This is a genomic window from Bradyrhizobium sp. S3.3.6 (assembly GCF_040546905.1).
In the GTDB taxonomy this organism is placed as follows: domain Bacteria; phylum Pseudomonadota; class Alphaproteobacteria; order Rhizobiales; family Xanthobacteraceae; genus Bradyrhizobium; species Bradyrhizobium cytisi.
This window is the reverse complement of record NZ_JBEPOT010000002.1, coordinates 203,452-229,261: the sequence shown is the minus strand read 5'-3', so window position 1 is coordinate 229,261 and position 25,810 is coordinate 203,452. Positions and strand designations below refer to the sequence as shown.

20 protein-coding genes are annotated in these 25,810 nt (G+C 63.7%); 11 read left to right on the top strand and 9 right to left on the bottom strand.

Annotated elements, in window-relative coordinates; translation table 11 throughout:
* The first annotated feature begins 1 nt into the window (after window position 1).
* From ABID59_RS05685 to ABID59_RS05670, 4 genes are read left to right on the top strand one after another with little or no spacing between them, the layout of a single operon-like run.
* On the top strand, window positions 2-166 hold the full coding sequence (locus tag ABID59_RS05685; RefSeq protein WP_354082723.1) for a hypothetical protein: 165 nt from the start codon (window positions 2-4) through the stop codon (window positions 164-166).
* Window positions 167-173: 7 nt separating this feature from the next.
* A complete protein-coding gene (locus ABID59_RS05680; protein ID WP_354082722.1) occupies window positions 174-2,102 on the top strand; it encodes a glycosyltransferase in 1,929 nt (642 codons plus the stop codon).
* Between the two features lie 3 nt (window positions 2,103-2,105).
* Window positions 2,106-2,846 (top strand): ABC transporter ATP-binding protein, encoded by a 741-nt coding sequence (locus ABID59_RS05675; RefSeq protein WP_354082721.1) that lies wholly within the window; start codon window positions 2,106-2,108, stop codon window positions 2,844-2,846.
* Window positions 2,843-4,228, top strand: a complete 1,386-nt coding sequence (locus tag ABID59_RS05670; protein WP_354082719.1) for a glycosyltransferase family 4 protein — start codon at window positions 2,843-2,845, stop codon at window positions 4,226-4,228. The genes ABID59_RS05675 and ABID59_RS05670 overlap by 4 nt, the downstream gene beginning before the upstream one ends.
* A gap of 38 nt (window positions 4,229-4,266) precedes the next feature.
* Here the strand turns inward: ABID59_RS05670 and ABID59_RS05665 are convergent, their stop codons facing one another.
* From ABID59_RS05665 to ABID59_RS05655, 3 genes are all read right to left on the bottom strand, one after another.
* A complete protein-coding gene (locus ABID59_RS05665; RefSeq protein WP_354082718.1) occupies window positions 4,267-5,526 on the bottom strand; it encodes an ABC transporter substrate-binding protein in 1,260 nt (419 codons plus the stop codon).
* A gap of 104 nt (window positions 5,527-5,630) precedes the next feature.
* Window positions 5,631-6,542 (bottom strand): DMT family transporter, encoded by a 912-nt coding sequence (locus ABID59_RS05660; protein ID WP_354082717.1) that lies wholly within the window; start codon window positions 6,540-6,542, stop codon window positions 5,631-5,633.
* Between the two features lie 79 nt (window positions 6,543-6,621).
* Window positions 6,622-7,497 (bottom strand): DMT family transporter, encoded by an 876-nt coding sequence (locus tag ABID59_RS05655; protein WP_354082716.1) that lies wholly within the window; start codon window positions 7,495-7,497, stop codon window positions 6,622-6,624.
* Between the two features lie 156 nt (window positions 7,498-7,653).
* Between ABID59_RS05655 and ABID59_RS05650 the strand changes: the two genes are divergently transcribed.
* Window positions 7,654-8,061, top strand: a complete 408-nt coding sequence (locus ABID59_RS05650) for a hypothetical protein (RefSeq protein WP_354082715.1) — start codon at window positions 7,654-7,656, stop codon at window positions 8,059-8,061.
* A 65-nt stretch (window positions 8,062-8,126) separates the two neighbouring features.
* On the opposite strand, the gene ABID59_RS05645 is transcribed toward ABID59_RS05650, so the two are convergent.
* The 5 genes from ABID59_RS05645 to ABID59_RS05625 form a co-directional block, all read right to left on the bottom strand.
* Window positions 8,127-9,008 (bottom strand): NAD(P)-dependent oxidoreductase, encoded by an 882-nt coding sequence (locus tag ABID59_RS05645; protein WP_354082714.1) that lies wholly within the window; start codon window positions 9,006-9,008, stop codon window positions 8,127-8,129.
* 2 nt (window positions 9,009-9,010) lie between these two features.
* Window positions 9,011-10,142 (bottom strand): peptide chain release factor 2 gene (gene prfB / locus ABID59_RS05640; RefSeq protein WP_354082713.1). Its coding sequence is split into 2 segments (ribosomal slippage): window positions 9,011-10,072 and window positions 10,074-10,142, totalling 1,131 coding nucleotides; the frame shifts between segments, so codons are not numbered across the junction.
* 110 nt (window positions 10,143-10,252) lie between these two features.
* The gene (locus ABID59_RS05635; RefSeq protein ID WP_354082712.1) at window positions 10,253-12,760 is read right to left on the bottom strand and encodes a penicillin-binding protein 1A; all 2,508 of its coding nucleotides are present in this window, start codon (window positions 12,758-12,760) and stop codon (window positions 10,253-10,255) included.
* A gap of 242 nt (window positions 12,761-13,002) precedes the next feature.
* A complete protein-coding gene (locus tag ABID59_RS05630) occupies window positions 13,003-14,301 on the bottom strand; it encodes an N-acetylmuramoyl-L-alanine amidase (protein ID WP_354082711.1) in 1,299 nt (432 codons plus the stop codon).
* A 614-nt stretch (window positions 14,302-14,915) separates the two neighbouring features.
* Window positions 14,916-15,770, bottom strand: coding sequence for a hypothetical protein (locus ABID59_RS05625; RefSeq protein ID WP_354082710.1), 855 nt, complete (start codon window positions 15,768-15,770; stop codon window positions 14,916-14,918).
* A 21-nt stretch (window positions 15,771-15,791) separates the two neighbouring features.
* Here ABID59_RS05625 and ABID59_RS05620 point away from each other — a divergent pair, with 21 nt between their 5' ends.
* Window positions 15,792-18,083, top strand: coding sequence for an Rne/Rng family ribonuclease (locus ABID59_RS05620; RefSeq protein WP_354082709.1), 2,292 nt, complete (start codon window positions 15,792-15,794; stop codon window positions 18,081-18,083).
* Window positions 18,084-18,150: 67 nt separating this feature from the next.
* On the opposite strand, the gene ABID59_RS05615 is transcribed toward ABID59_RS05620, so the two are convergent.
* Complete coding sequence (locus ABID59_RS05615; RefSeq protein ID WP_148748768.1) at window positions 18,151-18,834, bottom strand: helix-turn-helix domain-containing protein; 684 nt, start codon at window positions 18,832-18,834, stop codon at window positions 18,151-18,153.
* Between the two features lie 209 nt (window positions 18,835-19,043).
* Between ABID59_RS05615 and ABID59_RS05610 the strand changes: the two genes are divergently transcribed.
* From ABID59_RS05610 to ABID59_RS05590, 5 genes are all read left to right on the top strand, one after another.
* Complete coding sequence (locus ABID59_RS05610; RefSeq protein ID WP_354082708.1) at window positions 19,044-20,540, top strand: amidase; 1,497 nt, start codon at window positions 19,044-19,046, stop codon at window positions 20,538-20,540.
* Window positions 20,541-20,590: 50 nt separating this feature from the next.
* On the top strand, window positions 20,591-21,817 hold the full coding sequence (locus ABID59_RS05605) for an MFS transporter (protein ID WP_354082707.1): 1,227 nt from the start codon (window positions 20,591-20,593) through the stop codon (window positions 21,815-21,817).
* 16 nt (window positions 21,818-21,833) lie between these two features.
* Window positions 21,834-23,066 carry an NAD(P)/FAD-dependent oxidoreductase gene (locus ABID59_RS05600; protein ID WP_148748765.1) on the top strand — a complete coding sequence of 411 codons (1,233 nt, stop codon included), beginning with the start codon at window positions 21,834-21,836 and terminating at the stop codon, window positions 23,064-23,066.
* 267 nt (window positions 23,067-23,333) lie between these two features.
* On the top strand, window positions 23,334-23,822 hold the full coding sequence (locus ABID59_RS05595; protein WP_354082706.1) for a hypothetical protein: 489 nt from the start codon (window positions 23,334-23,336) through the stop codon (window positions 23,820-23,822).
* 33 nt (window positions 23,823-23,855) lie between these two features.
* The gene (locus tag ABID59_RS05590) at window positions 23,856-25,688 is read left to right on the top strand and encodes a hypothetical protein (protein WP_354082705.1); all 1,833 of its coding nucleotides are present in this window, start codon (window positions 23,856-23,858) and stop codon (window positions 25,686-25,688) included.
* Window positions 25,689-25,810 lie beyond the last annotated feature (122 nt).

The window sequence follows — 25,810 nt, the reverse complement described above, 5'->3', positions numbered from 1 at the left end:
CATGGCTGACCGCTTGGTCCGCAATTCCAGCTCACTGCGTGCTGTGCCGTTTCCCGACCGGAGCCGGGCCGGCGCGATCGAGCCGCTGCTGCCGGCGCTGCTGCGCGGCGTGATCTTCATCTCGGTGCTGGCCGCACCGTTCGTCGCAGCACTGCTCGCGGGCTGACGCCATCATGCATCACACAAGCGACACCCCGCGCCGTCCGTCGGTGCTGCACATCTTCAAGATCTACTATCCCGACCTGTTTGGCGGCACGCTCACGGTGATCCGTGACATCTGCGCCAGCCTGAAGGACACCTTCGCCTCCGCCGTGCTGACCTGCTCGCAATCGGCCGACCGGCGCGCGATCATCGTCAACGACGTGCCAGTCGAGCGTGTCCGCTCGTTCGGCAATGTGATGTCGCTGCCGGCCGCGCCCGCCTATCCCTGGCGGCTGTGGCAGAAGATCGCCGAGCACGATCTGCTGGCGCTGCATGCGCCCTTCCCGCTCGCCGACCTCGTCTTCGCCCTCGGCTTCGGGCGCAACCGGCCGCTGGTCGTGCACTGGCATGCCGACATCATCACCCATTCGGGTCTGCGCTGGCTCATCGAGCCCCTGATGCGGCGGACGCTGCGCCGCGCCAAGTCGATCATCGTCTCCGACCGCGTCCTGGTCGACGAGACGCCGCTGCTGCGGGAATTCGAAGACAAATGCCATGTCGTGCCGTTCGGCATCGACACCAGTGTCTATGACTGGCCGAAGATCGAGCCACACCACGTCAACGATCGCGGCCGCCTCGTGCTCGCCTGTGGCCGGCTCGTGCCCTACAAGGGCTATGACGTGCTGATCCGCGCAGCCGTCAACCGTAAGTTCGAGGCCTGGATCATCGGCGAAGGTGCCGAGCGGCCCCGGCTCGAGCAGCTGATCGCCGAGCTTGGCCTCGGCGACCGCGTTCGCCTGCTCGGCTCCGTCAGTGACTGCGAGCGCATCAAGCTGATGTGCCTGGCCGACGTCTTCGTGATGCCGTCCGTCACCAATGCCGAGACCTTCGGCCTCTCCCAGCTCGAAGCCATGGCCGCCGGCCGCCCCGTTGTGAACACCGCGCTCGACACGGCGGTGCCGCGTGTTGCCCGTCACGGCATGGAGGCGATCACCGTGCCGCCGGGCGACACCGAGAAACTCGGTGAAGCCATCGACGCACTGATCAGCGATCCCGAGCGCCGCCGCCGCATGGGGCTTTCGGCCCGGACCCGCGCCGTGAGCCGCTATTCCGCCACCGCCTTCAGGGAAGGCATGGAATCCGTCTACCGCGCGGCCGTCACCGCCCCCTGCGGCGATGCCGCGCCCGTCGCCGAGGCGCCGCAGCCAACGGGCTGGCTCGACAGCTTGCGGATCGCTGCAGCGCTGGCCTGGTCCGACATGCGCCACCGCTATGTGCGCTCGCTGCTCGGTCCGTTCTGGATGTCGCTGCAGATGGCGATCGTGGTCGCCGTGCTCGGCTCGGTGATCGGCCAGATGTCGAACGCCGACATGCTGGCGCGGCTGCCGATGCTGGCCCTGTCGATGACGGCCTGGACCTTTCTCAACAGCGTGGTGCTCGATGCGACCACGGCGCTGCAGAACTCCGCGAGCCTGATCCGTGACCGGGCGCTGCCGCCGGTGATCTTCCTTCTGCAATGCACGTTCCGCCAGGGGCTGTTCGCCCTGCACAATGCCTGCGTCCCGCTCCTGCTGTGGCTGCTGCTGACGCCGCACGATCTCTCCGGCGCGCTCGCAGCGCTCCCGGGCCTGTCGCTGTTCGTGATCTGCACCTTCGGCCTGAGCCTCGTCCTCGGCGCGCTGGCGACGCGGTATCGCGACCTCAAGCCGATCATCGAATCGACGCTGATGCTCGCCTTCCTCGCCTCGCCCGTGATCTGGTCCGCCGACATGATCAATCACCGCTCCACCGTGATGCGGCTCAATCCGCTGACCCATCTGTTCGCGGTGTGGCGCGAGCCGCTGGCCGGCGGCCATGTCGATGCGACCAGCATCATCTATGTCCTGGTGGCGCTGGCGCTGCTGCTCGGTGCGAGCGTGCTGACGCTGGTCCATCTGCGCAAAGCCGCGTTCTGGATCTGACCGATGGCCTCGATCAACCTGCACAATGTCTGTCTCGATTATCCCCTCTACGGTGCCTACGACTTCTCGCTGAAGCGGCGCCTGCTCGGCCACCTCATCCGCGAGAAGGGCGAGACGCGGATCATCCGCGCGGTCGACAATGTCACGATCGAAGCCGAGGCCGGCGTGCGCATCGGGCTTGCCGGCCCCAACGGCTCCGGCAAGTCGACGCTGCTGCGGCTGATCGCCGGGGTTTATCCGCCGAGCAGCGGCCGCGTCGCGGTCAGCGGCAATGTCGTGCCCCTGCTCGGCCTCAATGCCGGCGTGAACCTCGACTTCATCGCCGAGGACAACATCGCCCTGTTGCTGCGGATCAGCGGCCGCAAGCCGACACGCGCCGTGCTCGATGAGATCTGGGCCTTCACCGAGCTCGAAGAGCGCATGCAGCGGCTGCCGTTGCGGATGTTCTCCTCGGGCATGCTGATGCGCGTGCTGTTCGCGACCGCGACCGCCTTTCCGGCCGACATCCTCCTGCTCGACGAATGGCTGAGCGTGGTCGACGAGCATTTTGCCGGGAAGGCCGAGCGGCGGCTGCAGAACCTGGTCTCGCAGGCCGCGATCGTGATCATCGCCTCGCACGACCAGCCGCTGCTGCGCCGCACCTGCACCAGCATCATCAATCTCGACCACGGCCGCATCGCCTCGACCGTCGCGGTCGAGCCACCGTCGCCCTTTTCCTTCGAGCTCCGCGAGCAACGCGCATGAAACAGAACATCCTTGTCGTGTCCGAGGCGCTCGGCGAGCCCAACCACAAGCGCGGCATCTTCCATTTCACCCGCGAATTGATGCGCTCGCTCGCAGCCGAAGGCCATGATCTCACCCTGCTGGTCGAGACCACGCGGCGTTACCGCAAGCTGCGCCGGCGCGAGCGGCGCACAAAGCTGTTCCCGACGCAGTCGCGCAATATCGAGCTCCTGGCGCTCTATCGATTCCTCGACGAGATCAACATGAGCGAGCCGGCGACGCGCAGCGGCTTGCGGCGCACGCTCGACTGGGTCCGCCACAAGGCCACCATGTCGGTGTCGTTGGACTATATCGCCTGCTTCCTGCGTGCGATCGGCCTGCGCGGCCTGCACGCGCGGCTGATCGAGAACAGCACTGCGGCGCTCGAATACATCCCGCCGGATCTGCGCCACCTCGAGCTGTTCCGCGACTTCCAGCTCGAGCCCGGATTCTACAGCTATCAGGACTCCTCGGCCTTCTTCCTGCTGCCGCCGCCACGGATCGACGCGCGCAATTATGACGTCATCGTCATCGACACGCCGACACGGGTGTCGGTGAAACGCAGGCCGGATGCCAAGGTGATCTGCGTCGTGCACGATCTGCTGCCGCTCACCGATCTCAAGCTCAGCGACGTCGCAACGCGGCTGTTCCTGTCACGGCTGCTCACCAGCCTGCGTCAGGCCGACGAGCTCGCCTTCGTTTCAAACTATAGCATGATGCGGTTCAGGGATCTGTTACCGCAATTTGCGCACCTGCCGGCGCGGGTCGTGTATCCCCGCACCCGGTTCGACGCCCCGGATGTCCTGCACCTCCCAGCCCCGTCGGGGCGTCCGGGGCGGCCGAGCTTTGTCGTCATCGTCTCGAACGAGCCGCGCAAGAACGTCGCCACCGTCATTCGCGCGTTCCGCAACATCCCCCAGGCCGATCTGGTGGTGATCGGCCTGGCCGGCCAGATCAGCCGGATGCGCAACCTTCCGCCAAACATTCGTTTCGCCGGCTATGTCGACGAGCACGAGAAGGCCGCTTTGATCGCGGACGCGCATGGCCTGATCATGCCGAGCTTCGCCGAAGGTTTTGGCGTGCCGATCATCGAGGCGCTGGCTGCGAACACGCCCGTGCTCTGCTCCGACATAGCCGTGTTCCGCGAGGTCGCGGGCGAGCTCGCCGATTACTTCGATCCGTTTGCGACCGAGTCGATCGTGACCTCCGTCACCCGCGTGCTGGCGCGGCAGGAGGAATGTCGTGGCCGAATCCGCGCGCGCCGCTCCGAGCTTGCCGAGCGTTTCGGCTACCAGACCCAGGCCCGCGATTTCCTCGGGCAACATTTGGCCCCGGAACGCCTCGTCGCGGCGCAATCGGCATGACCGTCGCCACGCTTCGACCGCGCAACGCCCGACCCTGACTACTGGCTGCGTTCGTGACCGACCTCGCCGGTGATGACGTCGCCGAACAGCTCCCAGGCTTGCCCGTTGAAGCGCATCAGCTGCATCTGCTCGATCGGGAAATAATCGTCCGGCGAGGTATTCACCATGATGCCGGGCAGCATCAGGTCGGTGTGGAAGTTCTTCAGGTTGGCCGCCTGCTTCATGACGTTGTCGCGCGTGAGCGTGTCGCCGCACTGTTTCAGGACCTGCGCCATCGCCTCGGCCTGCACGTATCCGTAGATGTTGTTGGAATTGGCCTTGTCGCCGTCAGGGTAATATTTGTCCATGAATTCGCGCCATTTGATCACGGCCGGATCCTTGTCCCAGGTCGGATCGGTCGGATCCTTCAGATAGACGGTCGAGATGATGTCCTTGGCATAGTCGAGGCCGGCAGGCTTCAGGACCGAGGCGACCGAGGTCGCGGTGTTGGCCAGGAAGAACTTTGGCTTCCAGCCGAGCTCGCCGACCTTCCGGATCGCCTGCGCCGAGCCCTTTGGCGCTGCCCATGAGAAGAAGATGTCGGCACCGGAATCATGCAAGGCGACGATCTGCGAGTCGATCGAGGGATCGCTGACCTCATAGGACTTGTCGGCGATGATCATGCTGGCCTTGTCGGCGATGATCATGCTGGCCTTGTCGCCGAGCCCGTCCTTCAGGCCCTTGAACTGGTCCTTGCCGGCGTCGTCGTTCTGCCAGAACACCGCGATCTTACCGTTCGGGAAATTGTCGCGAATGTACTTTGCGTAAATCCGCCCCTCGCTCTGGTAGTTCGGCTGAAAGCCCATGGTCCACGGAAAGTTCTTCGGGTCCCCGAACTTGGTGCCGCCGGAGGCGACGAAGAGCTGCGGCACCTTCTTGGCGTTCATGTATTTCATGATCGCGGAATTCGAGGGCGTGCCGAGTGCCTGGAAGATCAGCAGCACCTCGTCGCTCTCGACCAGCTTGCGCGCCTGCTCGATCGCCTTCGGCGGCGAGTAGGCATCGTCATAGCTGACGAAGTTGATCTTGCGGCCGTTGATGCCACCCTGATCGTTGATCATCCGAAAGAACGCGGCCTCGGTCTTGCCGATCACGCCATAGGACGACGCCGGTCCGCTATAGGGCATGATGTTGCCGATCTTGATTTCGGTGTCGCTGGCGCCGGGATCGTATGTCTTCTCTGCCACGGCCGGTGTCGTGACGAGCACTCCGGCAGTAAGCATGGCAAGGGCAGCAAGGCTTTTGCGACGACCCGGCATCGTTCTCTCCCCTATGTAGTCTTGTTTTGAGGGGAGTGTCGCAAGGCGGCCGGCGACTGGCAAGCGGCAGGATTTTCCGCGGAGTGAAACGCTGGCTCAGGAACTTAACCCACGCGCTGCAGCATTCTCACAGCCCGTCCGTCGATCACGATCAACGCGCTGCCGATGACGACCGCACCGGCGATCTCTCGCATGGAGATCGGCTCGCCCAGCACCAGCCATCCCAGAAGAATGGCGGTCACGGGAATGAGCAGCGTCACCAGCATCACATTGCTCGCGCCTGAGCGTCGTATGATCTGAAAGAAGACGATGTAGGCGAGCGCCGTCGAGAGCGCCGCGAGGCCCAGCACGGCAAGCCAGGTCGCCAGACCCGGAACAGGAAGACGCCACGGCTGCTCCACTGCACCGGCGACGATCGCCATCATCACAGTCGACGCCATCAGCTGAAACGTGGCCGTTCCCAGTGGCGGTGAGTCCTTCAGCAGCCTCCGCGCGGCGAGCGCCGCAAAACCATAACTGAGCGCGCCGCCAAGGCAGAGCAGGATGCCGAACCCCTGCCCGGCGCGCGACTCGACACCCCACCCACGCAGGATGACCACGCCGGCGAGGCCCAGCGCCACGCCGGCCACCCGCCGCGCCTGCAACGCCTCTTCACCCGCCGCCGCCATCACCAGCACAGTGAACAGCGGCGTGGTCGCATTCAGGATCGACGCCAGTCCGCTCGGAATGAAAGTCTGGCCGGCCACGATCAGCGAGAACGGAATGACGTTGTTGAGCAGCCCGATCACGACAAAGGCTCGCCAGCCCCTCGCGCCCTTGGGAAAGCTGATCCCCTGCACACGCAGCAACGGCAGCAGAATGGCCGCGCCAAGGGCAACGCGCAAAAACACCAGCGTCAGCGGCGGCAACTCCCGCAACGCCGCGCCATTGAAGAAGAACGACCCGCCCCAGAGGATCGAGAGGACCGCAAGCAGCGACCAGTCTCGCGCGTCGATCCGGTTTTCATTCAAAGGCATGCGTCTTACCTCGGCGGTCGGGCCTGCCGCCTAGGCCAGCGCGACGCATCTCGCCACCCGATTTCCGACGAGACGAGGCTCATGACGATCGGCGAAAGCGGGCGTCGCCTGCAATATCAGTGATCACTGCCCCGATCACCAGTGCCCCGCCAATGAGCGCATGCACGGCCGGCACCTCGCTAAATCCCACCCAGATCCAGAACGCCATCAGCGGCGTCTCCAGCGTTGCGATCAGGGAGGCTTGGCCCGAAGGCAGCAGGCGCGAGCCGAGCATGTAGAAGGTCAGGCCGAGCGCGACCTGGAGGCAGCCGAACATCGCAAGGATCGCAAGGCTGTTGCCGCCGACATGGGCGATGTCGTGGGCGAACGGCAGGCTGACGAGGCTGCCGATGAAGTTCGACAGTGCTGCCGCCGCAACCATCGAGGTCTCCTTGTGGCGCCGAACGACGACCGTCATGGCCGAGATCGCGAGCACCATCAGGCAGCTCAGGGCCACGCCGCCGATATCGGCGCCGGCTCTGATGCCGCCGACGGTGATGGCGACGCCGGCAAAGGCAACGAGGCTCGCGATCAGGGTGCGCCATCTCGCGGCTTCGCCGAGCCACAGCCACGCCAGCGCCGCCGCCACGAACGGCTGGGTCGCGATCAGCACCGCGACGTTCATGACATCGGTCATCTGGAGCGCGGGAATGAACGAGATCATGCCGAGCGCAGATAACGACGCCACGAGCAATCCGCCGCGTCCCGGCACCACCAATTGCCGCAACGCGCCCGGCCCCTGCATCAGGACGAGAAGCACCGAGATCAGACCGCCGCCGAACAGGCCGCGCCAGAACAGGATGGTCCAGGGATCGAACGGCAAAAGCCGCGTGAAAAACGGCGCCGTGCTCCAGGCAATCGCCGCCGCGGTAACGAGGGCCATGCCGAGACCGCGCTCCGATCGAGGCTGCCCCATGTCATATGGCTCCGATTAGGAGGTTTTCGTTTTGGTTGAGAGAGGAACTCGAGCACGCTCTCAGCCAGCGTCACACTCCTGAGTAGCACGAGTTCTCCTTTCTGCCGCAATCTTGACGTGTAGTTCCACCGCCGATACGGTATGGAGGGCGAAGCGATGAAATTAAGTCTCACAAGCGGCATAATGGGCGCAAGTCTGATGTTGGGGTATTCTTTGCTGGTCGGCCCAATGGCTCACGGAGCACCGCAGACGTGCTCGGTCGAGAAGCTCCAGGGCCGCTACGTATTTACTGGCCAGGGCACGAACTATCATTACGGTGCGTTCGACTTTGACGGGGCGGGAAAGTTTTCAGGCAAACAGACCTCGCTGCGCCATGCGATCGTTCAACGCGAAGCTCTGAATGGTACGTACACGATTGATCAGGACTGCACCGGCGTGATGACCCTCGAAGGTCAACCAGGTGGCACGGCGCACTGGGACGTCTTTTTGACCGACGATGGGAAGAAGGGACGCATGATCCGAACGGATTCCGGTGTGGCGGGCCTGCGCACCTTCGAGCAATAGAGCAGCTCAAATCAACGGACCGTCCCCGGCGGTCGGGCCGCGTTCGTGCTTGGAAGCGTCGGCGATCAGACAGCGCCTTTCGGCCGCGACACTAGCTCGATCATCCTGCCTTCGTCGTCGTCGGGCATCGCGGCCTTAGCCTGCGCGTAGGCCTCGACGGCGGCGCGCGAGACCAGCGGCTTGTCGGCCAGCAGGCTCTCGGCGAGCTTGACGGCGTAGGCGGCATCCTTGTGCCGGAGCGCGGCCGTGAACGTCGCGCCGCTGAAGTCGCGGGCGACCATGCGCTTGGAATGGCGCTGCACCTGCGGGCTGGCGGCGACGCCCGCCTGGATCGAGTCCAGCACCAGCTTCATGTCGAGCCCGGCCTGCTCGGCGATCGCGAGGCCCTCGGCGAGACCCGCGATCTGGATCGCGCCCAGGAGATTGTTGATGAGCTTGTAGACCGTGCCGGAGCCCACTGCGCCGAAATGGCGGATGGTCGAGCCGATCGGTTCGAGGAACGGTCGCGCCCGCTCGAGGTCGGCCGCATCGGCGCCGGCAAGCAACGTCAGCTTTCCGGCCGCGGCCGCATCCGGCAATCCCGTCACGGGGCAGTCGATGTAGATCAGCCCGCGCGCATTGAGCTCGCGGCCCATCTCGCGCGCATGATCATAGGAAACGGTGGAGCACTCGATCGCAATGGTGCCGGCCTTGGCCGTCTTGGCCGCGCCGTTGAGCCCGAGCCAGACGGCGCGCGAGGCCTCGTCATCCGCGACCATGGTCACGACCGCGTCGGCATCGATCGCGGCATCCTCGGGCGAAGTCGCCCAATGCGCGCCGCGCGCGATCAGGTCTTCTGCTTTTGCCCTGCTGCGATTCCACAGCGTCACCGTAAAACCGGCATCGAGATAGCGGCCGGCCATGCCATGGCCCATCCGCCCCAATCCGATGAAGGCAACGCGGGGCATGATCAGTCCACGTCCTCGATGTCGGCGCCGGTGGTGCCGAAAGCACGTTGTGCCAAGGTCGCGGCCATGAAGTCGTCGAGCTCGCCGTTGAGCACGCCCGAGGTGTCGGAGGTCTGCACGCCGGTGCGCAGGTCCTTCACCATCTGATAGGGCTGCAGCACGTAGGAGCGGATCTGGTGGCCCCAGCCGATTTCGGTCCTGGCGGCCTGGTCGGCGGCGGCCTTCTCCTCGCGCTTCTTCAGCTCGATCTCGTAAAGCCGCGCGCGCAGCATGTCCCAGGCCTGCGCCCGGTTCTTGTGCTGGGAGCGGCCGGCCTGGCAGACCACCGCGACGCCGGTCGGGATATGCGTCAGGCGCACCGCGGATTCGGTCTTGTTGACGTGCTGACCGCCGGCGCCGCCCGACCGCATGGTGTCGACGCGGACGTCGGCTTCCTTGATGTCGATCTTGATGCTGTCGTCAATGACGGGGAATACCTGCACGCTGGAGAAAGACGTATGCCGCCGCGCGTTGGAATCGAACGGCGAGATGCGCACCAACCGGTGCACGCCGGCCTCGGTCTTCAGCCAGCCATAGGCATTGTGGCCGGAGACCTGGATGGTCGCGGACTTGATGCCGGCCTCTTCGCCCTCGGACTCTTCGAGGAATTCGACCTTGAAGCCGTGCGTCTCGGCCCAGCGCGTGTACATGCGCAACAGCATCTGCGCCCAGTCCTGGCTCTCGGTGCCGCCGGCGCCGGCATGGACCTCGAGATAGGAGTCGAAGCGATCAGCCTCGCCCGACAGCAGCGCCTCAAGCTCGCGCCGGGCGACTTCCTTCTTGAGGCTCTTGAGTGCGGCTTCAGCTTCGGCCACGACACCGGCGTCGCCTTCGGCCTCGCCGAGCTCGATCATGCCGATATCGTCTTCGAGCTCCTGCTCGACCTTGCCGATGCCCGAGAGCGAATCCTCCAGCGAGGTTCGCTCCTGCATCAGCCTCTGGGCTTTCTGGGGATCGTTCCAGAGATTGGGATCTTCTGCGAGCTTGTTCAGCTCAGCGAGGCGCGCCGTCGATTTCTCGACGTCAAAGATGCCTCCTCAGCAGCCCGACCGACTGCTTGATCTCTTCTACCAACCGTTCGATTTCGGCGCGCATGTCGTTCTCGGGTCTCGCGGAATCTGCGTGTAATTGAGATGGGGATGTAGCGGCGGCGGCTGCAAAGCGCAACCGCCGGAGCTTCAAGTCACCGTTGTTATCCTTAGGCCCTAGTACAGGCCGCCGGTGCCCGGCCGCATGAAGAAGCCGGAATCCGGCTGCTGCTGCGGCGCCCCCGGCGCGCCGCGGCCGTCAGCATCAGCGACGCCAATGACGGAGTAGTTATCCGGCGGCGCCGTACCCGGCTTGAAGGCTTCCAGAATGGTTCCGCCGGTCTCGCCGGGGCCGGCGCGCATGCCGGTCTTGGAGACAACGCGAACCAGCTTAATGCCGGCCGGCACCTTGAACGGGACCGCGGGCTTGTCGGCAAGCGCAAGCTTGAGGAAATCGCGCGCGATCGGGGCAGAGAGATGGCCGCCGGTTGCGGCATTGCCTCTGCCGAGCGAGCGCGGCTTGTCGTAGCCCATGTAGATGGCAACTGCGATGTCCGGCGAGAAGCCGACGAACCACGCGTCCTTGGCCTCGTTGGTGGTGCCGGTCTTGCCGGCGATCGGCTTGCCGACTTCCTTCACGACGGTCGCGGTACCGGCTTGGACCACGCCCTCCAGCAGCTCGGTGATCTGATAGGCGGTCATGGAATCCAGCACCTGCTCGCGACGATCGATCAGCTGCGGCTCGGCCTGGTTCTTCCAGCCGCCGGGCGCGTCGCAGCCGCGGCATTCGCGCTGGTCATGCTTGAAGATGGTGCGGCCGTAGCGATCCTGGATACGGTCGATCAAGGTCGGCTTCACGCGGCGGCCGCCATTGGCGAGCATCGAATAGGCCGTGACCATGCGCATTGCCGTGGTTTCGCCGGCGCCGAGTGCATAGGAGAGATAGTTCGGCAGCTCATCGTAGACACCGAAGCGGCGCGCATATTCGCCGATCAGGGGCATGCCGATGTCTTGCGCAAGCCGCACCGTCACCGTGTTGCGCGACAGCCGCAGCGCATTGCGCAAGGTCATCGGACCCATATACTTGCCGGCATCAAAGTTTTCCGGCCGCCACACACCGGCGCCCTGGCCCTGATCGATTTCGATCGGCGCGTCGAGCACGACAGTCGAGGGCGTGTAGCCGTTGTCGAGTGCGGCCGAATAGACGATCGGCTTGAACGACGATCCCGGCTGCCGGTAGGCCTGGGTGGCGCGATTGAATTGGCTCTGGTCGAACGAGAAGCCGCCGACCATTGCGAGCACGCGACCGGTCCAGGGGTCCATCACTACCATCGCGCCCGATACTTCGGGTATCTGGCGCAGGCGGTATTGGCCTTCGACCGGTTGTCCTTCCTTGGTGTAGAGCGGATCGGCATAGATCACGTCGCCGGGTTGGAGCACCTGCGACACACCCGTGGCAGCCCTACCCTTCCCGGCTCCCGAAGCCGCCTTCGCCCATTTGACGCCGTCGAGCGTGATCAGGCCGGTCTCGCGCTGCTTGCTGACGGCGCCGCCGAGCTCGCGGTTCGGCTGGAAGCCGATCCGCGCCGACTGGTCGCTGGTTTCCAGCACCACCGCCATGCGCCACGGCGAGATGTCGGAGAGCGACTTGATCTCGGCGAGCTTCACGCCCCAGTCGCCCGAAATATCGAGCTTGCTCATGGCGCCGCGATAACCCTGCTGCTCATCATAGTTGACGAGGCCGGCAACCATGGTCTTGCGCGCCATGACTTGGATCTTCGGATCGAGCGTGGTGCGCACCGAGAGGCCACCCTCATACAGCTTCTTCTCGCCATAGCGCTCGAAGATGTCGCGGCGGACCTCCTCGGCGAAATATTCGCCGGCGAATGTGTGGGCGCCGTTGGAGCGGTTGGTGACGGCCAGCGGCTCCTTGCGTGCCTTCTCGGCGTCGGCCTGCTTGATCCAGCCGTTCTCCTGGAGGCGGTCGATCACGTAGTTGCGGCGCTCGATGGCGCGGTCGCGGTTACGCACCGGATGCAGCGTCGCCGGCATCTTCGGCAGCGCCGCGAGGTATGAGGCTTCCGCCACGGTGAGCTCGTTCACCGACTTGTCGAAATAGACCAGCGAAGCGGCTGCGATGCCGTAGGCGCCGAGACCGAGATAGATTTCGTTGAGATACAGCTCGAGGATCTTGTCCTTCGAGTAGGTCTTCTCGATCCGCATCGCGAGCAAGGCTTCCTTGATCTTGCGCGCGAACGAGACCTCGTTGGTCAGGAGGAAGTTCTTCGCAACCTGCTGGGTGATCGTGGAGGCACCCTGCGGACGGCGGTTGGAGCCGTAGTTCTGCAGATAGACCAGGCCGGCGCGGGCCATGCCGGTGTAGTCGATGCCGCCATGCTCGTAGAAATTCTTGTCCTCGGCGGCGAGGAACGCGTTGATCACGAGCTTCGGCACCGCCTGGATCGGGAGGTACAGCCGCCGCTCCTTGGCGTATTCGCCGAGCAGCGAGCCGTCGACCGCGTGCACGCGGGTCATCACCGGCGGCTCGTAATCCTGGAGCTGAGAGTAGTCGGGCAAATCCTTGGAGAAATGCCAGATCAGGCCTGCCACGGCACCGACACCGACAAGGAACACCACCGTTCCCGCGGCGAACAGGAAGCCCATGAACCGCACAAGCAAGCGCATTATGTGTTTATCCGTTTAATCCCTGGATCGGCCCAAGAGCAGACCAAGATCAGCCTCAAGGCGCCCCAAACGGACGCCATCCTCACGTCGCGAACTCCCCGGCCTACTCAATACCATCGATGCCGGACCGAAAGACGCTTGCCGAACGGGATTCTCGTCGATTCCGGAACCCCCTGCGCCGGTTTTATAAAGCGTCCGCTGTGGCCAAACTAGGGCTTAACATCGGAACCGGCATTCCCTGTTTAATTGCTGGCCCCCGCCGTCGCCATCCGCTTGGCCAGGAACGTGTCGATCGCCTGGGCCATCGAGCCCACCGCGCGCGACCGCCAGCCCTCGGACACGAGGTGCTCGAGGTCGCCCTTGTTGGAGACGTAGCCGATCTCGACCAGCACCGAGGGCACGTCGGGGGCTTTCAGCACCCGGAAACCGGCCGACTTCAGGGGATGCTTGTGCATCCGTACGGTCGACTTCATTTCGCCCATCAGCAAATGCGCAAAACGGTTTGAAAAGGTGCGCGTTTCCCGCTGCGTCAGATCGATCAGGATGTCGGCGACGTCGGTCGGCTCTTCCGCGAGATTGAAGCCGGCAATCGCGTCCGCGCGATTTTCGGCATCGGCCAGGCGCTGGGCCTCGGCGTCGGAGGCCTTGTCCGAGAGCGTGTAGATGGTGGCGCCCTGCGCGTCGCCCTCGGCCTTCGGCAGCGCATCGGCGTGGATCGAGACGAACAGCGCGGCGTTCAGATTGCGGGCGACTTTGGACCGGTCATTGAGCGGAATGAAGGTGTCGTCGTCCCGCGTCATTACCACCCGGTATTTGCCGGCCTTTTCCAGCCGGTCGCGCAGCGCCAGGCCAAAGGCGAGCACCAGGTTCTTCTCGCTCTCGCCGTTCGACTGGGTGCCGTTGTCGATGCCGCCATGGCCGGGGTCAATCACAACGACCGGACGGCCGTCGGACGGTGCCCCTGACTTTTGCGGCGCCGATTCGGGCGCGGCAGCAATCGTTGCCGGAGGCGCGGCGGCAATCGCTGGCCGCAGTTCGGGTCGATTCTCCGGGGCGGGCGTCTGCACGAAAGCCGCGCGGTCGACCTCCTCCAGCTCGAGCACGAGCCGGGCCGGCTGGCCGTTGGCCGCCTCGAGTACATAGGAATTGGCGATCTTGGCGGGCCCGGTCAGGTCGAACACGATTCGGGAGCCACCGGGCATCACGAGCCCGTAGCGGAAGGCCTTGACCAGCCCTCGCCCGGCCCCGCTGCCCGGGCCCAGCTGAAAATTGACCTGGGGAACGTCGACCACGACCCGGTAGGGATCGGCGAGCGTCGTGGCGCGGAAGCTGACGGTCTGGTCGAGGTCGAGAATGAAGCGGGTCTGCTTGCCGTCACCGGCCAGGCGCGCGGCGGTGGCGATCGGAAAATTCGTCGTCGCAACAGAGGGTTGCGATGAGCTTTCGGCCGCGTTCAGACGCGAGGAATCGGCGCACGGCGACGCCGCGGCACACAGCAGCGCAACCCCCAGCAAAACCCTTTGATTTGTGCGGCTCGCCACCGAATCCGTGCCTCCGAGCAGCCCTCTTTAACGCAATAGAACCACAGGGTTAAACGATCCTTAATGACGGAAACACGAAACTGTCCGACTGTGACCGGCGTGCGACGCTCCCTTGCACGGATGGCCCATTCCTCGTATGTACGGATTGCTGACGGCCAATAATTTCCGGTTGTGTCGCATTCAGCCTCCCGGTGCAGCGCCGGAACTCCCAAGGTTTGGGAATTCCAGCGTTTTTCTGTTCCCCTCTAAGACCAGCGCGGTGCGCGGCAGCGAGGTGGAGCGGGGCAAGCCCCGGCGGCGGACGGTTTCCGGTTACCAACTGTTTCCGGAGCAGTTTTGACAGCGACGCGGCCAGTTACCCGATCCCTTAATCCCTAAGGGGGCGGTTCTTGATCCAAGGCGAGCGCGCACGCGCCATGCCCGGCCAACAGCAACTGATTAGGGGCGGCCCCGCCGCCCGATGTTTCATACGGGCCGACGCTTGATGCGCCAGACTGTGCCGACGAATTCTGAAGGACCTTTCGCGACGCTGCGGAGTGACGCTCCCGCGCGCCGTTTCGGTCCTGAAGCTTCCGGTTCGGCAAGGCGCGAGAGACGGCGTTTCGGCCTTCCCCTCACCCCCGAATCAGGTGGACCGTCGCGTCACCCGGCAGCGCTCTTCGCGCCCACGGTCGATCGCGCCCGCCGCCGCCAAGAGTTAAGACATGCCCAACAAGATGTTGATCGATGCCACCCACCCGGAAGAGACCCGGGTCGTCGTGGTCCGCGGCAATCGCGTCGAAGAGTTTGACTTCGAGACCGCGCAACGCAAGCAACTGCGCGGGAATATCTACCTCGCCAAGGTCACAAGGGTCGAACCCTCGCTCCAGGCCGCTTTCGTTGAATATGGTGGCAACCGCCACGGCTTCCTCGCCTTCAGCGAAATCCATCCCGACTACTACCAGATTCCGGTCGCCGACCGGCAGGCGCTGATCGAGGCCGAAGAGCAGGCCCATCGCGAAGCCGAGGAAGAGAGCGAGAACCGCTCCCACGGCCGCCGCCGCTCGCGCCACCGCAACGCCCGCCGCCGCGGTCAAGGCGAACGTGTCCGCAGCGAGATCGTCGAGGGTCTCGCCGATCCGGCCGGCCAGCCGGTCGAGGGCCAGGCCCTGCCGGAGCACGCCGAGGGCGCTCTGCATGAGGGCGAGCATCTGCACGCCGATGCCGAGCATCGCGGCGAGCATGAAGGTCACGACCACGATCATCATGAACATGATCACGACGATCACGGGCATGACGATCATGAGCACGATGATCACCATCACGCTCACGATCATGACGACCATGGCCATGACGACGCGCACGATCATCACGACCATGATCATGCCGACGAGACGCCCGCGCCTGTCGCGGCGATCGGCGCCGAGCCCGCCGTCGTTGCCGAGCCTCAGGAAGCTCCCGCCTTCGAAACGCATGACGAGGAAACGCATGGCGAGGCTTTTGCCGAAGCCGTGACCTCCGTCACCGAGCCGGCCGATGCCGTCTACTCCGCCGGCGAGAGCACTGAAGCGCCGCATCAGGACGCCGAAGCGAGGGCCGACGAAGACGACGAGGACGATGACGATGGTGAGGAAGCCGAGGAGGAGCACGTCGAATCCGTCGGCGGTGACGACGTGCTCGAGGAAGTGCCGGAGCGCACGTTCCGCCCGCGCCGCCAGTACAAGATCCAGGAAGTCATCAAGCGCCGCCAGGTGATGCTGGTGCAGGTGGTCAAGGAAGAGCGCGGCAACAAGGGCGCGGCGCTGACGACCTACCTCTCGCTCGCCGGCCGCTATGCCGTTCTGATGCCGAACACCGCCCGTGGCGGCGGCATCAGCCGCAAGATCACCTCGGCCCAGGACCGTTCGCGCCTGAAGGAAGTGGTGCAGGATCTCGACGTGCCCGAGGGCATGGGCATCATCCTGCGCACCGCGGGTGCCGCCCGCACCAAGCCAGAGATCAAGCGCGACTTCGAGTACCTGATCCGGATGTGGGAGACGGTACGCGACCTGACGCTGAAGTCGCAGGCCCCGACGCTGGTCTACGAGGAAGGCTCGCTGATCAAGCGCTCGCTGCGCGACCTCTACAACAAGGAGATCGACGAGATCTCGGTGGCCGGTGAATCCGGCTACCGCGAAGCCCGCGACTTCATGAAGATGCTGATGCCCGCCAATGTCAGCGCGGTGAAGCAGTATCGCGACGGCCAGCCGCTGTTCTCGCGCATGGGCGTCGAGAGCCAGCTCGATGCGATGTTCTCGCCGACCGTGCAGTTGCGCTCTGGCGGTTACATCGTCATCAACCAGACCGAGGCGCTGGTCTCGATCGACGTCAACTCCGGACGATCGACGCGCGAGCACCATATCGAGGACACCGCGCTCAAGACCAATCTGGAGGCGTCCGAAGAGGTCGCCCGCCAGCTCCGCCTGCGCGATCTCGCCGGCCTGATCGTCATCGACTTCATCGATATGGACGAGAAGCGCAACAACCGTGCGGTCGAGCGCAAGCTGTCCGACTGCCTGCGGCAGGATCGTGCACGCATCCAGGTCGGGCGCATCTCGCATTTCGGCCTGCTCGAGATGTCGCGCCAGCGCATCCGCGCCAGCGTGCTGGAATCCTCGACCGATCCCTGCCCGCATTGCGGCGGCACCGGCCATGTCCGCTCGGTGTCCTCGGTGGCGCTGCAGCTGCTGCGCGGCCTCGAAGAGATCCTGATGAAGGGCGCGACGCATAACCTCGTGGTCCGCACCCGCACCGACGTCGCGCTCTATGTGCTGAACCACAAGCGTGGTCATCTGCGCGATCTCGAAAACGGCTTCAAGGTCTCGCTGTCTGTCATCGCCGACCCCAGCGTCAGCGGACCGCAGGCCTACGTCATCGACCGCGGCGAGCAGGTGCATACGCTCGAAGCCGCCAAGGCGCTGCTGGCGGCACAGGCGGCCGCAAGCCCGCCGCCGCTGGCCGAAGAGGCCTATGACGACGAGGAGCTCGATACGGAGCTGGAATCCGAGGTCGAGACCGAGGAAACCGAAGGTCTCTCCGAAGAGCAGGCAGCAGGCGATGCTTCGCCCGAGCAGGACGGCCAGCGCCGCAAGCGCCGCCGCCGCCGGCGTGGCCGCGGCGGTCAGCGCGACGGCGAGGCGCGCGAGGACGGTGCTCCCGCTTCTCCTGAAGGGGCCGTAGCGGTCGCAGGCGAAGGTGAAGAGGACGCCGAGGCCGAACAGGACGGCGAGGAAGGCGAAGAACAGGCCGCCCGTGGCGAGCAGCAGGGTAGCGGCGACCGCCGTCGCCGGCGTGGTCGCAGGGGTGGACGTCGTCGGCGCGGTACCGGCGAGGAGGGTCTCGCCGGCTCCATCGGCGACGAGCTCACGGGCAATCCGCCGTCGGAAGCAACCGAAGCGGTCGCTGATTTCGATAGCTCCGGCAACGAGACAGCTCCCTCGATTGCGCATTCGGAGCATATCGCGCCGGTCGAAACGTCCCAGCCCGAGTTTCGGTTGCAGGCGCCGGTGGAAACGCCGGTGCAGCCCGCGCCCTCTGAGGAAGAGCCCGCATCCGACGACAAGGCGGCACGACGCCGCTCCACCGTCCGGGAGAAGGTGAGCTTCCTGTCGAGCAACTCGAGCGAGCCGGCAACCCCGGTTGCAGCAGCGCCGGAGCCGGTTGCTCCGCCCGCGCCTGAGCCTGCGCCGGAAGCGGCAAGCGAGACGCCGGCCGCACCGCGTCGCGCCGGCTGGTGGTCACGCCGTTTCGGCGGCGGCGAATAGAGCCAGCGTCCGAATAAAAAACGCCCGGCCTGGCCGGGCGTTTTTCATTTCACGCCTCGCCTGAAGGTTACGGCGGCGGCAGTTCGTCGTCACCGAGCGGCGCCACCTCGCGCGAAGCGATCTGGCGAAGCTGGTCGTAGAGATCAGGCGCCTCGCTGGTGCAGAGACAGACGCCCTTGGCGGACGGTGCCTCGCCGGCGTTGAGATAGGCGTGGCCCATGGTGCTATCGAGATAGATGCCGTCGCCCTCGCCAAGGATCTCCGGCGCGTAGAACTCGGTGTGAACCGCGACGCGTCCGCTCGTCACCAGAAAATACTCTTCGCCGGCATGGCGCAGCAGCGGACCGAATTCGTCCAGCGAGCGCGCGCGGACCTCGGCCACGATCGGCACCATGCGCTTGCCGATCAGGTCGGTGCATTGATAGGTGTAGGTGTAGAATTTCGTGGCGATCAGCTGCCCCTGCCCGGCCCGGCTGATGCTCCGCCGCGCGGTGACCGGCCTGCCTTGCGTAGGCGCTGCGACCGCCGGATTGAACAGCTCCGCGATCTCCATCTTCAAGCCGGAGGTAAGCTGGAGCAGCTTGTCGTAGGTCAGCGACATCAGGCCATTCTCGACCTTCGACAGGGTCGACAGCGCCATGCCCGTTCGCTCCGCCACCTGCTTGAGCGTCAGGCCGCGCGCCTGGCGCGCCGCCTTGAGGCATTGGCCGAGCTGGGAGTTGGCACCTTCGGGCGTCGTGATCTCGCTCATGCGGTATGTCTATCACGCTGCGGGGAAAAAATATTGGCCGATCGGCCTAATCTTTTCGGCGTGATCCGCCGCACAATACCTCTCCAGGGTGCCTCCCGGGCACACACGCCAAGATTTGTGCATGAATTGCCCCGATTTGGCGAATATTGGTGCGCTGAACGCGGTTTCCGATATGCTAAATCGTTTTCACAATTTGAAAGGGCCTGGCGTTGTCCGAACTTTGCGACACGAGTGCCGTCGAGCTGCGCCGTCTGCTGACCGCACGGGCGATCTCGCCCGTCGAGCTGCTCGACGCCTGCCTGTCCCGCATCGGCGCCATCAATGCCGCCGTCAATGCGGTTGTGACGCTCGACGAGCCGGGTGCACGTGCCGCCGCGAAGAAGGCTGAGGCCGCGATCCTGCGCGGCGAGGATCATGGCGCGCTGCACGGGCTCCCCGTCCTGATCAAGGATACGCAAGACACCGCCGGAATGCGCTCGACCTACGGCAGTCCCCTGTTGCGCGACAATGTCCCTGCCGCCGACCAGGGCTCGATCGCGCGGCTGCGTGCGGCGGGCGCCATCATCTTCGGCAAGACCAATACGCCGGAATGGGCGGCGGGCGGCAACACCCGCAATCCCGTCTTCGGTGCGACCGGCAATCCCTTCGATCCCATGCGCTCGGCGGCCGGCTCCTCCGGCGGATCGGCGGTCGCGCTCGCCTGCGGCATGGCACCGCTCGCATCGGGCTCCGACACCGGGGGATCCCTGCGCAATCCCGCGGGCTATGCCGGTATCGTCGGCATGCGTCCCTCCTACGGCCTGGTGGCGAGCGAAAAGCGCGCCTTCGGCTGGTCCAATCTGTCGACCGACGGACCGATGGCCCGCAGCGTCGCCGATACCGCGCTAATGCTGTCGGTGATGGCGAGCGATGATGCCCGCGATCCGCTCGCCTACACGCTTCCCGGCGAGCCTCTGCGCGGCCGTGCCGAGCGCTGGTCCGCGCCGCGCCCCGCGGAGCTTGGCAAGCTGCGCCTTGCCTTCACCGAAGACTTCGGCTTCGCACCGACCGAGCAAGCCATCCGCCGCGTGTTCCGCGATCGCGTGAAGAGGCTTGCGCCGCTGTTCGCCGAAAGCCGAGAGGCGACGCCGGACTGCACCGGCGCAGACGACGCCTTCGCCGTGCTGCGCGCCGGCCTGTTCCTGGCGATGCACGGCAAGAACTACAAAGAGCGGCCCGAGATGCTCGGCCCCAATGTCCGCGCCAATGTCGAGGAAGGCCTGAGCTACACGCTCGAAGATCACGGTCGTGCCGCGACGACGCAAACTCGGATCTATCGTGCCTATCAAAGCTTCTTCGAGACCTGCGACGTACTGATCAGCCCGACGATCACACTCAGTCCGCGGCCGTGGTCGGAGCTTTATCCCGCCGAGATCGACGGGGCGCCTACGAAATCCTACTTCCACTGGCTCGCGCTCGCCTATGCCGTCACGCTTCCCGGCCATCCCGCGATCAGCATTCCGCTCGGCGTCGATGAAGCCGGCTTGCCCTTCGGCCTGCAGATCGTTGGCCCGCGCGGTGGCGATGCCATCGTGCTCGCCATTGCCGCAAGCCTGGAGGCCGCGTTCGCGGGCGATGCGCAATTGTGCCGGCCGGTGCCTGACCTGGCGCGACTTGGGACGGCGCCGCCGCTGGCGTCCGCGCCCGGCTTCCTCACCTGGGAATAGACCAAGCAAACAGGCAAGCCCGCCGGGTCGCCGGCAAAGCGGAGATCAGCATGGCCGAATTGTCGAACCGCAAGACCGGCATCGTCGCCTTCGTCCTGCTCTATGTGGCCTACTGCATCTCCTACATCGACCGCGCCGCGATCTCGCTGGCGCTGGCGCAGATCGGCAAGGACTTCAATCTCCAGGCTGCCGATCTCGGCATCGTCATCAGCGCGTTCTTCTTAGGGTACGCCGCGATGCAGGTGCCGGGCGGATGGCTCTCCGACCGCTTCGGCTCGAAATATGTGGTGATCGTCACCATCGTGATGTGGTCGCTGTTCACGGCCTTCACCAGTCTCGCCTGGTCGCTGACCTCGCTGATCGCGATCCGCTTCGTCTTCGGCATCGCCGAGGGCGGCTTTCCGCCGGCAAGCATTCGCGCCATCGCCGAGGTATTCAAGAGGGACAGCCGGCCCAAAATGTCGGCGCTGCTGCTGTCGTCGAACTATGCCGGCAGCATGGTCGCACCGCTGATCATGGCGCCGTTGATCGTCTGGCTCGGCTGGCGCCACGCCTTCAACGCGATCGGCATCGCCGGCATCGTCTTCGCGGTGATCTATTTCGTCTTCGTCCCGTATCTCGGACGCCCGGACAAAGCGGCTACGGGCCCATCGGCAAAGGCCGAACAGCGCGCGCCGATGCGCGAGCTCATGAGGAATCCGCTGCTGTGGCAGCTGATGGTCGTGTGGTTCGGCCTCAGTTGCGTCAACAAGGGCCTGGATTCCTGGATGCCGCTCTATCTGCTGCAGCAACGCGGGCTCGACCTCAAGACCGTCGGCGTGGTGGCGCCGATCCCGTTCGTGATGGCGACATTCGCGACGGCGATCGGCGGCTGGGTCATGACCACGTTCTTTGCCGAGCGGGAAAAATATCTGCTGATCGGCAGCTCCGCGTTGACCGGCATCTTCCTCTACGCCATGTACAAGGCGGAGACGATCACGGTGCTGATCGCCTATCAGTCGCTGGTCTACTTCTTCAAATCCTTCGTGCTGGCCGCTGTGATTGCGCTCCCGACCAAACTGCTCCGCGACGACCAGATCGGATCGGGCGTCGGCATGGTCAATCTCGGCGGCCAGAGTGCAGGCTTCGTCGCACCGGCGGCGATAGGCTTCATCGTGACCGGAACCGGATCGTTCGATGCCGCCTTCGGCTTCCTGGTGGCGATGACGGCGCTGTCGGTCGTCGTCGCCACGACCATCAACACGGCGCAGCCCAAGCTTGCGCCGAAGCCAGCCTGACAGGAGAGTTCTGCCGATGCAAAGCGCAATCATTCTCGGCGGCGGCATGGTGGGCGTCGGCGCCGCCTTGCATCTGAGGCAACGCGGCTGGACCGTCACGCTGGTCGACCGCAGGGAGCCCGGCCGCGAGACCAGCTACGGCAATGCCGGGATGATCCAGGCGGAAGCGGTACGGCCCTATCCGATGCCGCGCGATCTCGCCTCGCTCGTGAAGATCGCGACCGGCCGCACCAACGACGTGCGCTACAGCTTGTCCTCGCTGCATCGCCACGTCGAGCCCCTGCTCCGCTATTGGTGGCATTCGGCGCCGAAGCGGCATCGCGAGGCGATCGCCGCCTGGGCGCAGCTGATCGCCTATGCGACGCCCGAGCACGACATCCTCATCCGCGAGGCCCATGCCGACAATCTGATCCGCCGCGCCGGCTATCGCGCGCTGTTTCGCGACGCCGCCGCGCTCGACGATTCAATCAAGGCCGCGGAAGCAGATCGCCGCGAGTTCGGCGTGAATTTTCGCGTGCTCTCGGGCAGCGAGCTGACCAAGGCCGAGCCGATTCTGCGCGACGATCTCCCCGGCGCGATCCATTGGCTCGATACCTGGACCGTGTCCGACCCCGGCGCCCTGGTCACGGCCTATGCCGATCTGTTCGAGCGGCTCGGCGGCACCATCGTGCTCGGCGATGCGCAGTCGCTGCAGCAGACCGCGACCGGATGGTCGGTCGACACCGACAATGGCCGCATCGATGCCGCCAACGCCGTCGTGACGCTCGGGCCGTGGTCGCCGGATCTCCTGCACAAGTTCGGCTACCGGATTCCGCTGGTGCGCAAGCGCGGCTACCACATGCATTACAGCGGCGGCGCCTCGCTCGATCTGCCGCTGGTCGACAAGGGCAGCGGCTATGCCATGGGGCCGATGGCCAAGGGCATCCGCATCACCACCGGTGCGGAGTTGACCGGCCCGGATGCACTGGCAACGCCGGTGCAGCTCGCCAGCGCCGAAGCCTCGGCGCGCGAGCTGATCGATCTCGGCAAGCGCGCCGAACCGGAGCCGTGGTTCGGCACCCGCCCCTGCACACCGGACATGGTGCCGGTGCTCGGTCGCGCCCCGCGCCACCCCGGCCTCTGGATGAATTTCGGCCACGGCCACCAGGGCTTTACGCTCGGCCCCGCCACCGGACGCCTGCTCGCGGAGATGATGAACGGCGAGACGCCCTCGATCGATCCGACGCCGTACCGGCCGGAGCGGTTCTAGGGACGAACAGACCCGACTTTATCGAGCAGGTTAAAGCTACAACCGCGCCCTGGCCGTAAGATAGACGTTGAGCCGACCTCCTCTCAGTCAATACGAGAATAGGCAGCTTTCAATTGCACTTGACGAGGGGATGAGCACATCCCATGATTGCACATAAACTAAATTGCGTATTTTCATGAAGCCCTCGCAAGATCCGGCCACGAGCCCGTAAGTTTGCCGGACAAGAGTCCAATGCATGTTGGGGCTGCGCGGGATTGAGGTCGTTCAATGTCTGTTGGGCGTAACGCTAGAGTCGCAAAATGGATACTCGTTCTTTCAACCTTGGTCCTCACGATCCCAAGCGCTGCGAAAGCTCAAAGCAGCTACCTATGCGACATTGTTGCCGCGATCGAAGTCATCAAATGCTATGGGCAAGGCGAAGTACCGGAAATCGCCCAATACGATCTTCCTGGACTTTCGGCCGTATTGGTTACTAGAGAACTTGAAAACAGTCTCCCAGATAAGTTGTCAACTCTAGAAGACTATAGAGAAGCAGCTGAAACCTTTAGACGTTCGAGCCTTGAACTCTTTAGGCGGTCAATCGAAGATTTTCGCGCTAATGCGGAAGAAGAGCGAAAAGCCGGACACCAACATTTGTACGAGGCGCTAATCGACGTCTACGGTCGAATGTTCGATTTTTATAGGGATGGTATGACCAGCTATCGCACTCGAGTCCAAAAATATCGCGATTCAATTTATCGCATCATTGTTCCATAGCAGACGCTGAAATTGCCGAGGTAGCTTATCCCGATGGGCAGTTTTCTCTCCGCGGCGGCCTTCGCGTTTTCGATTTTCGAGTTACTCGCTTTTGCAAAGCCGCCAACCCTAAAACGGCGCTATAACTTTTCGCTTGGTGGCGCTGTTCTTCGAATTACGCCGCGGTTAGCTGGAATTCTCCACTACATCGTTCTGGCGATTTCAATATCGCTGATATTGTTTCTTCTCCTAGCGTTGCACGAACTTATTGGACCATTCGACGCGATATCTCGCAATCGAGTCAACATCACCCTTGGCTTCTTGTGGGGACCGGTCTTTGGGATCTGGGTTAACTCGGTCCTGAGACATCCCGGTGGGAAGGAATTATCGAGGCTTCAAGTTGTCGCGGGAATCGCTCTGACCGTGCTCTTTGTGGTCGGATCTTTCGGGAATGCCGTTGGAAGCTTTATCGAGAAGTATGCCGATTCATTGAGCGGGGTAAAAATTGGTGTTGCTGAGCTGTCGTTCGCGAACAAGGGACACGGAGGAACACCAGGCGCGGCTTCATATTCACCTGCAGGTACTCACGGAAACAGTGTCGAGTCCTCGCTAGGCTTGGAATACGTCATGCACCTTCATGACTACTTCATAGAACCGGATGTTCAGTTCATGAAGGAGTTCTTCAAAATATCGGATACAGCTTTAGAGCGGCAGCTCGACCAAGTCCGCCGATTTGCGGTGGACTATATTGAACCACCTCTAAGCTGTCTGCTGGAGTGGCAACAAACTTCCGATGATGCACTAGCGATAGAAGATCACCTTCGGGGATTCGCAAATGTTTATCGGAGGCTTAGGCTTGCAGCGAAAGATCCAAGGCTCCCAAGATTCGGGCCGGAGTTAGTGCAGCGCTCCGAATTTTTGGTTTCTGACGTCGACGTTGCGTCGCCCGTTCCATTCTCTTGCACTTATCTTCAAACGGCCGTTTCGAATCCAAATTGGATTAAGCAGTCTGACGTAGACCAAGTGGCGGCCAATCGCGAGTACCTTGAGCGCCCGTATCTGGCCATTACCTTGGCCGGATTGATGGCGCAGGTTAACCAATATCAAAACGCAGGTAGCATTCTTAGCCAATGGATCGCTCAGCACGAGCGAACTTCGTCCAACGCTGAAATTGAATTCGCTCCAAACAGCGCAGCCACTCCCGGACAATGGCTCAATATTCGAGCGAGATCTATACTCGCCGCATTTACAGAAGAGTGGCTGAGAAAAGATGAAGCGAGCGTCAATACTCGCTTGAGAGACGAACATCTATCGAATTTGGGTTTCTTACGGCGCGGCTTAGGTAATATTCTAAGTAAGGTTCCCGCATTTGAGAACCTGCACCGCAAAGCCGGTACGGAATTGGATCCAACATATAAGGAAAACTGCAAGCTTGAAGGAAAGCTCTGGAGACGCCTCTATGTGTCTTACGCCTCGATTGAACTAGCGTATCTTCAGAACACCCTGGTCCATGCTTCCTACGAAGAGAAATATGCAGAAACCACCACTGCGGGTTTATCGCAGTTGTTAGGATTCGATTTTTCGTGCCTTGATGATCCGCGTCTCTTCCGCGCACAAGTCCTAGAGGCCTTCAGTCGGAACGCCTTTCTGTATATCCGAGCCCGCGGGAAAAAAGATTCAGCAGAAGCCCGCAACAACCGTCTAAAAACAGCTCTCCGCGCGGCGGAGATAGGCCTCGAAGAAGTACGAAACTCAAGATCAATTATGGATAGACGCGAACTTTCGGCAAAATACTCCGACAGGATTACGGCAAACGACGCAGTCTCAGTCCAAGAGGCGTTGACCTCCACCAAAAAGTTGCTCGATGCGGTCGTTAGGGAGGAGTAACTCCTGCTTGAACCGCCGTAACCACAGTGACCGAGAGGGCGAGCAGCAGAAACAATAGCGCAGCTTTCATGGGATCCTCCTGATTAGGCATTATACATCGAGAGCGCATCGAACTCTATCCG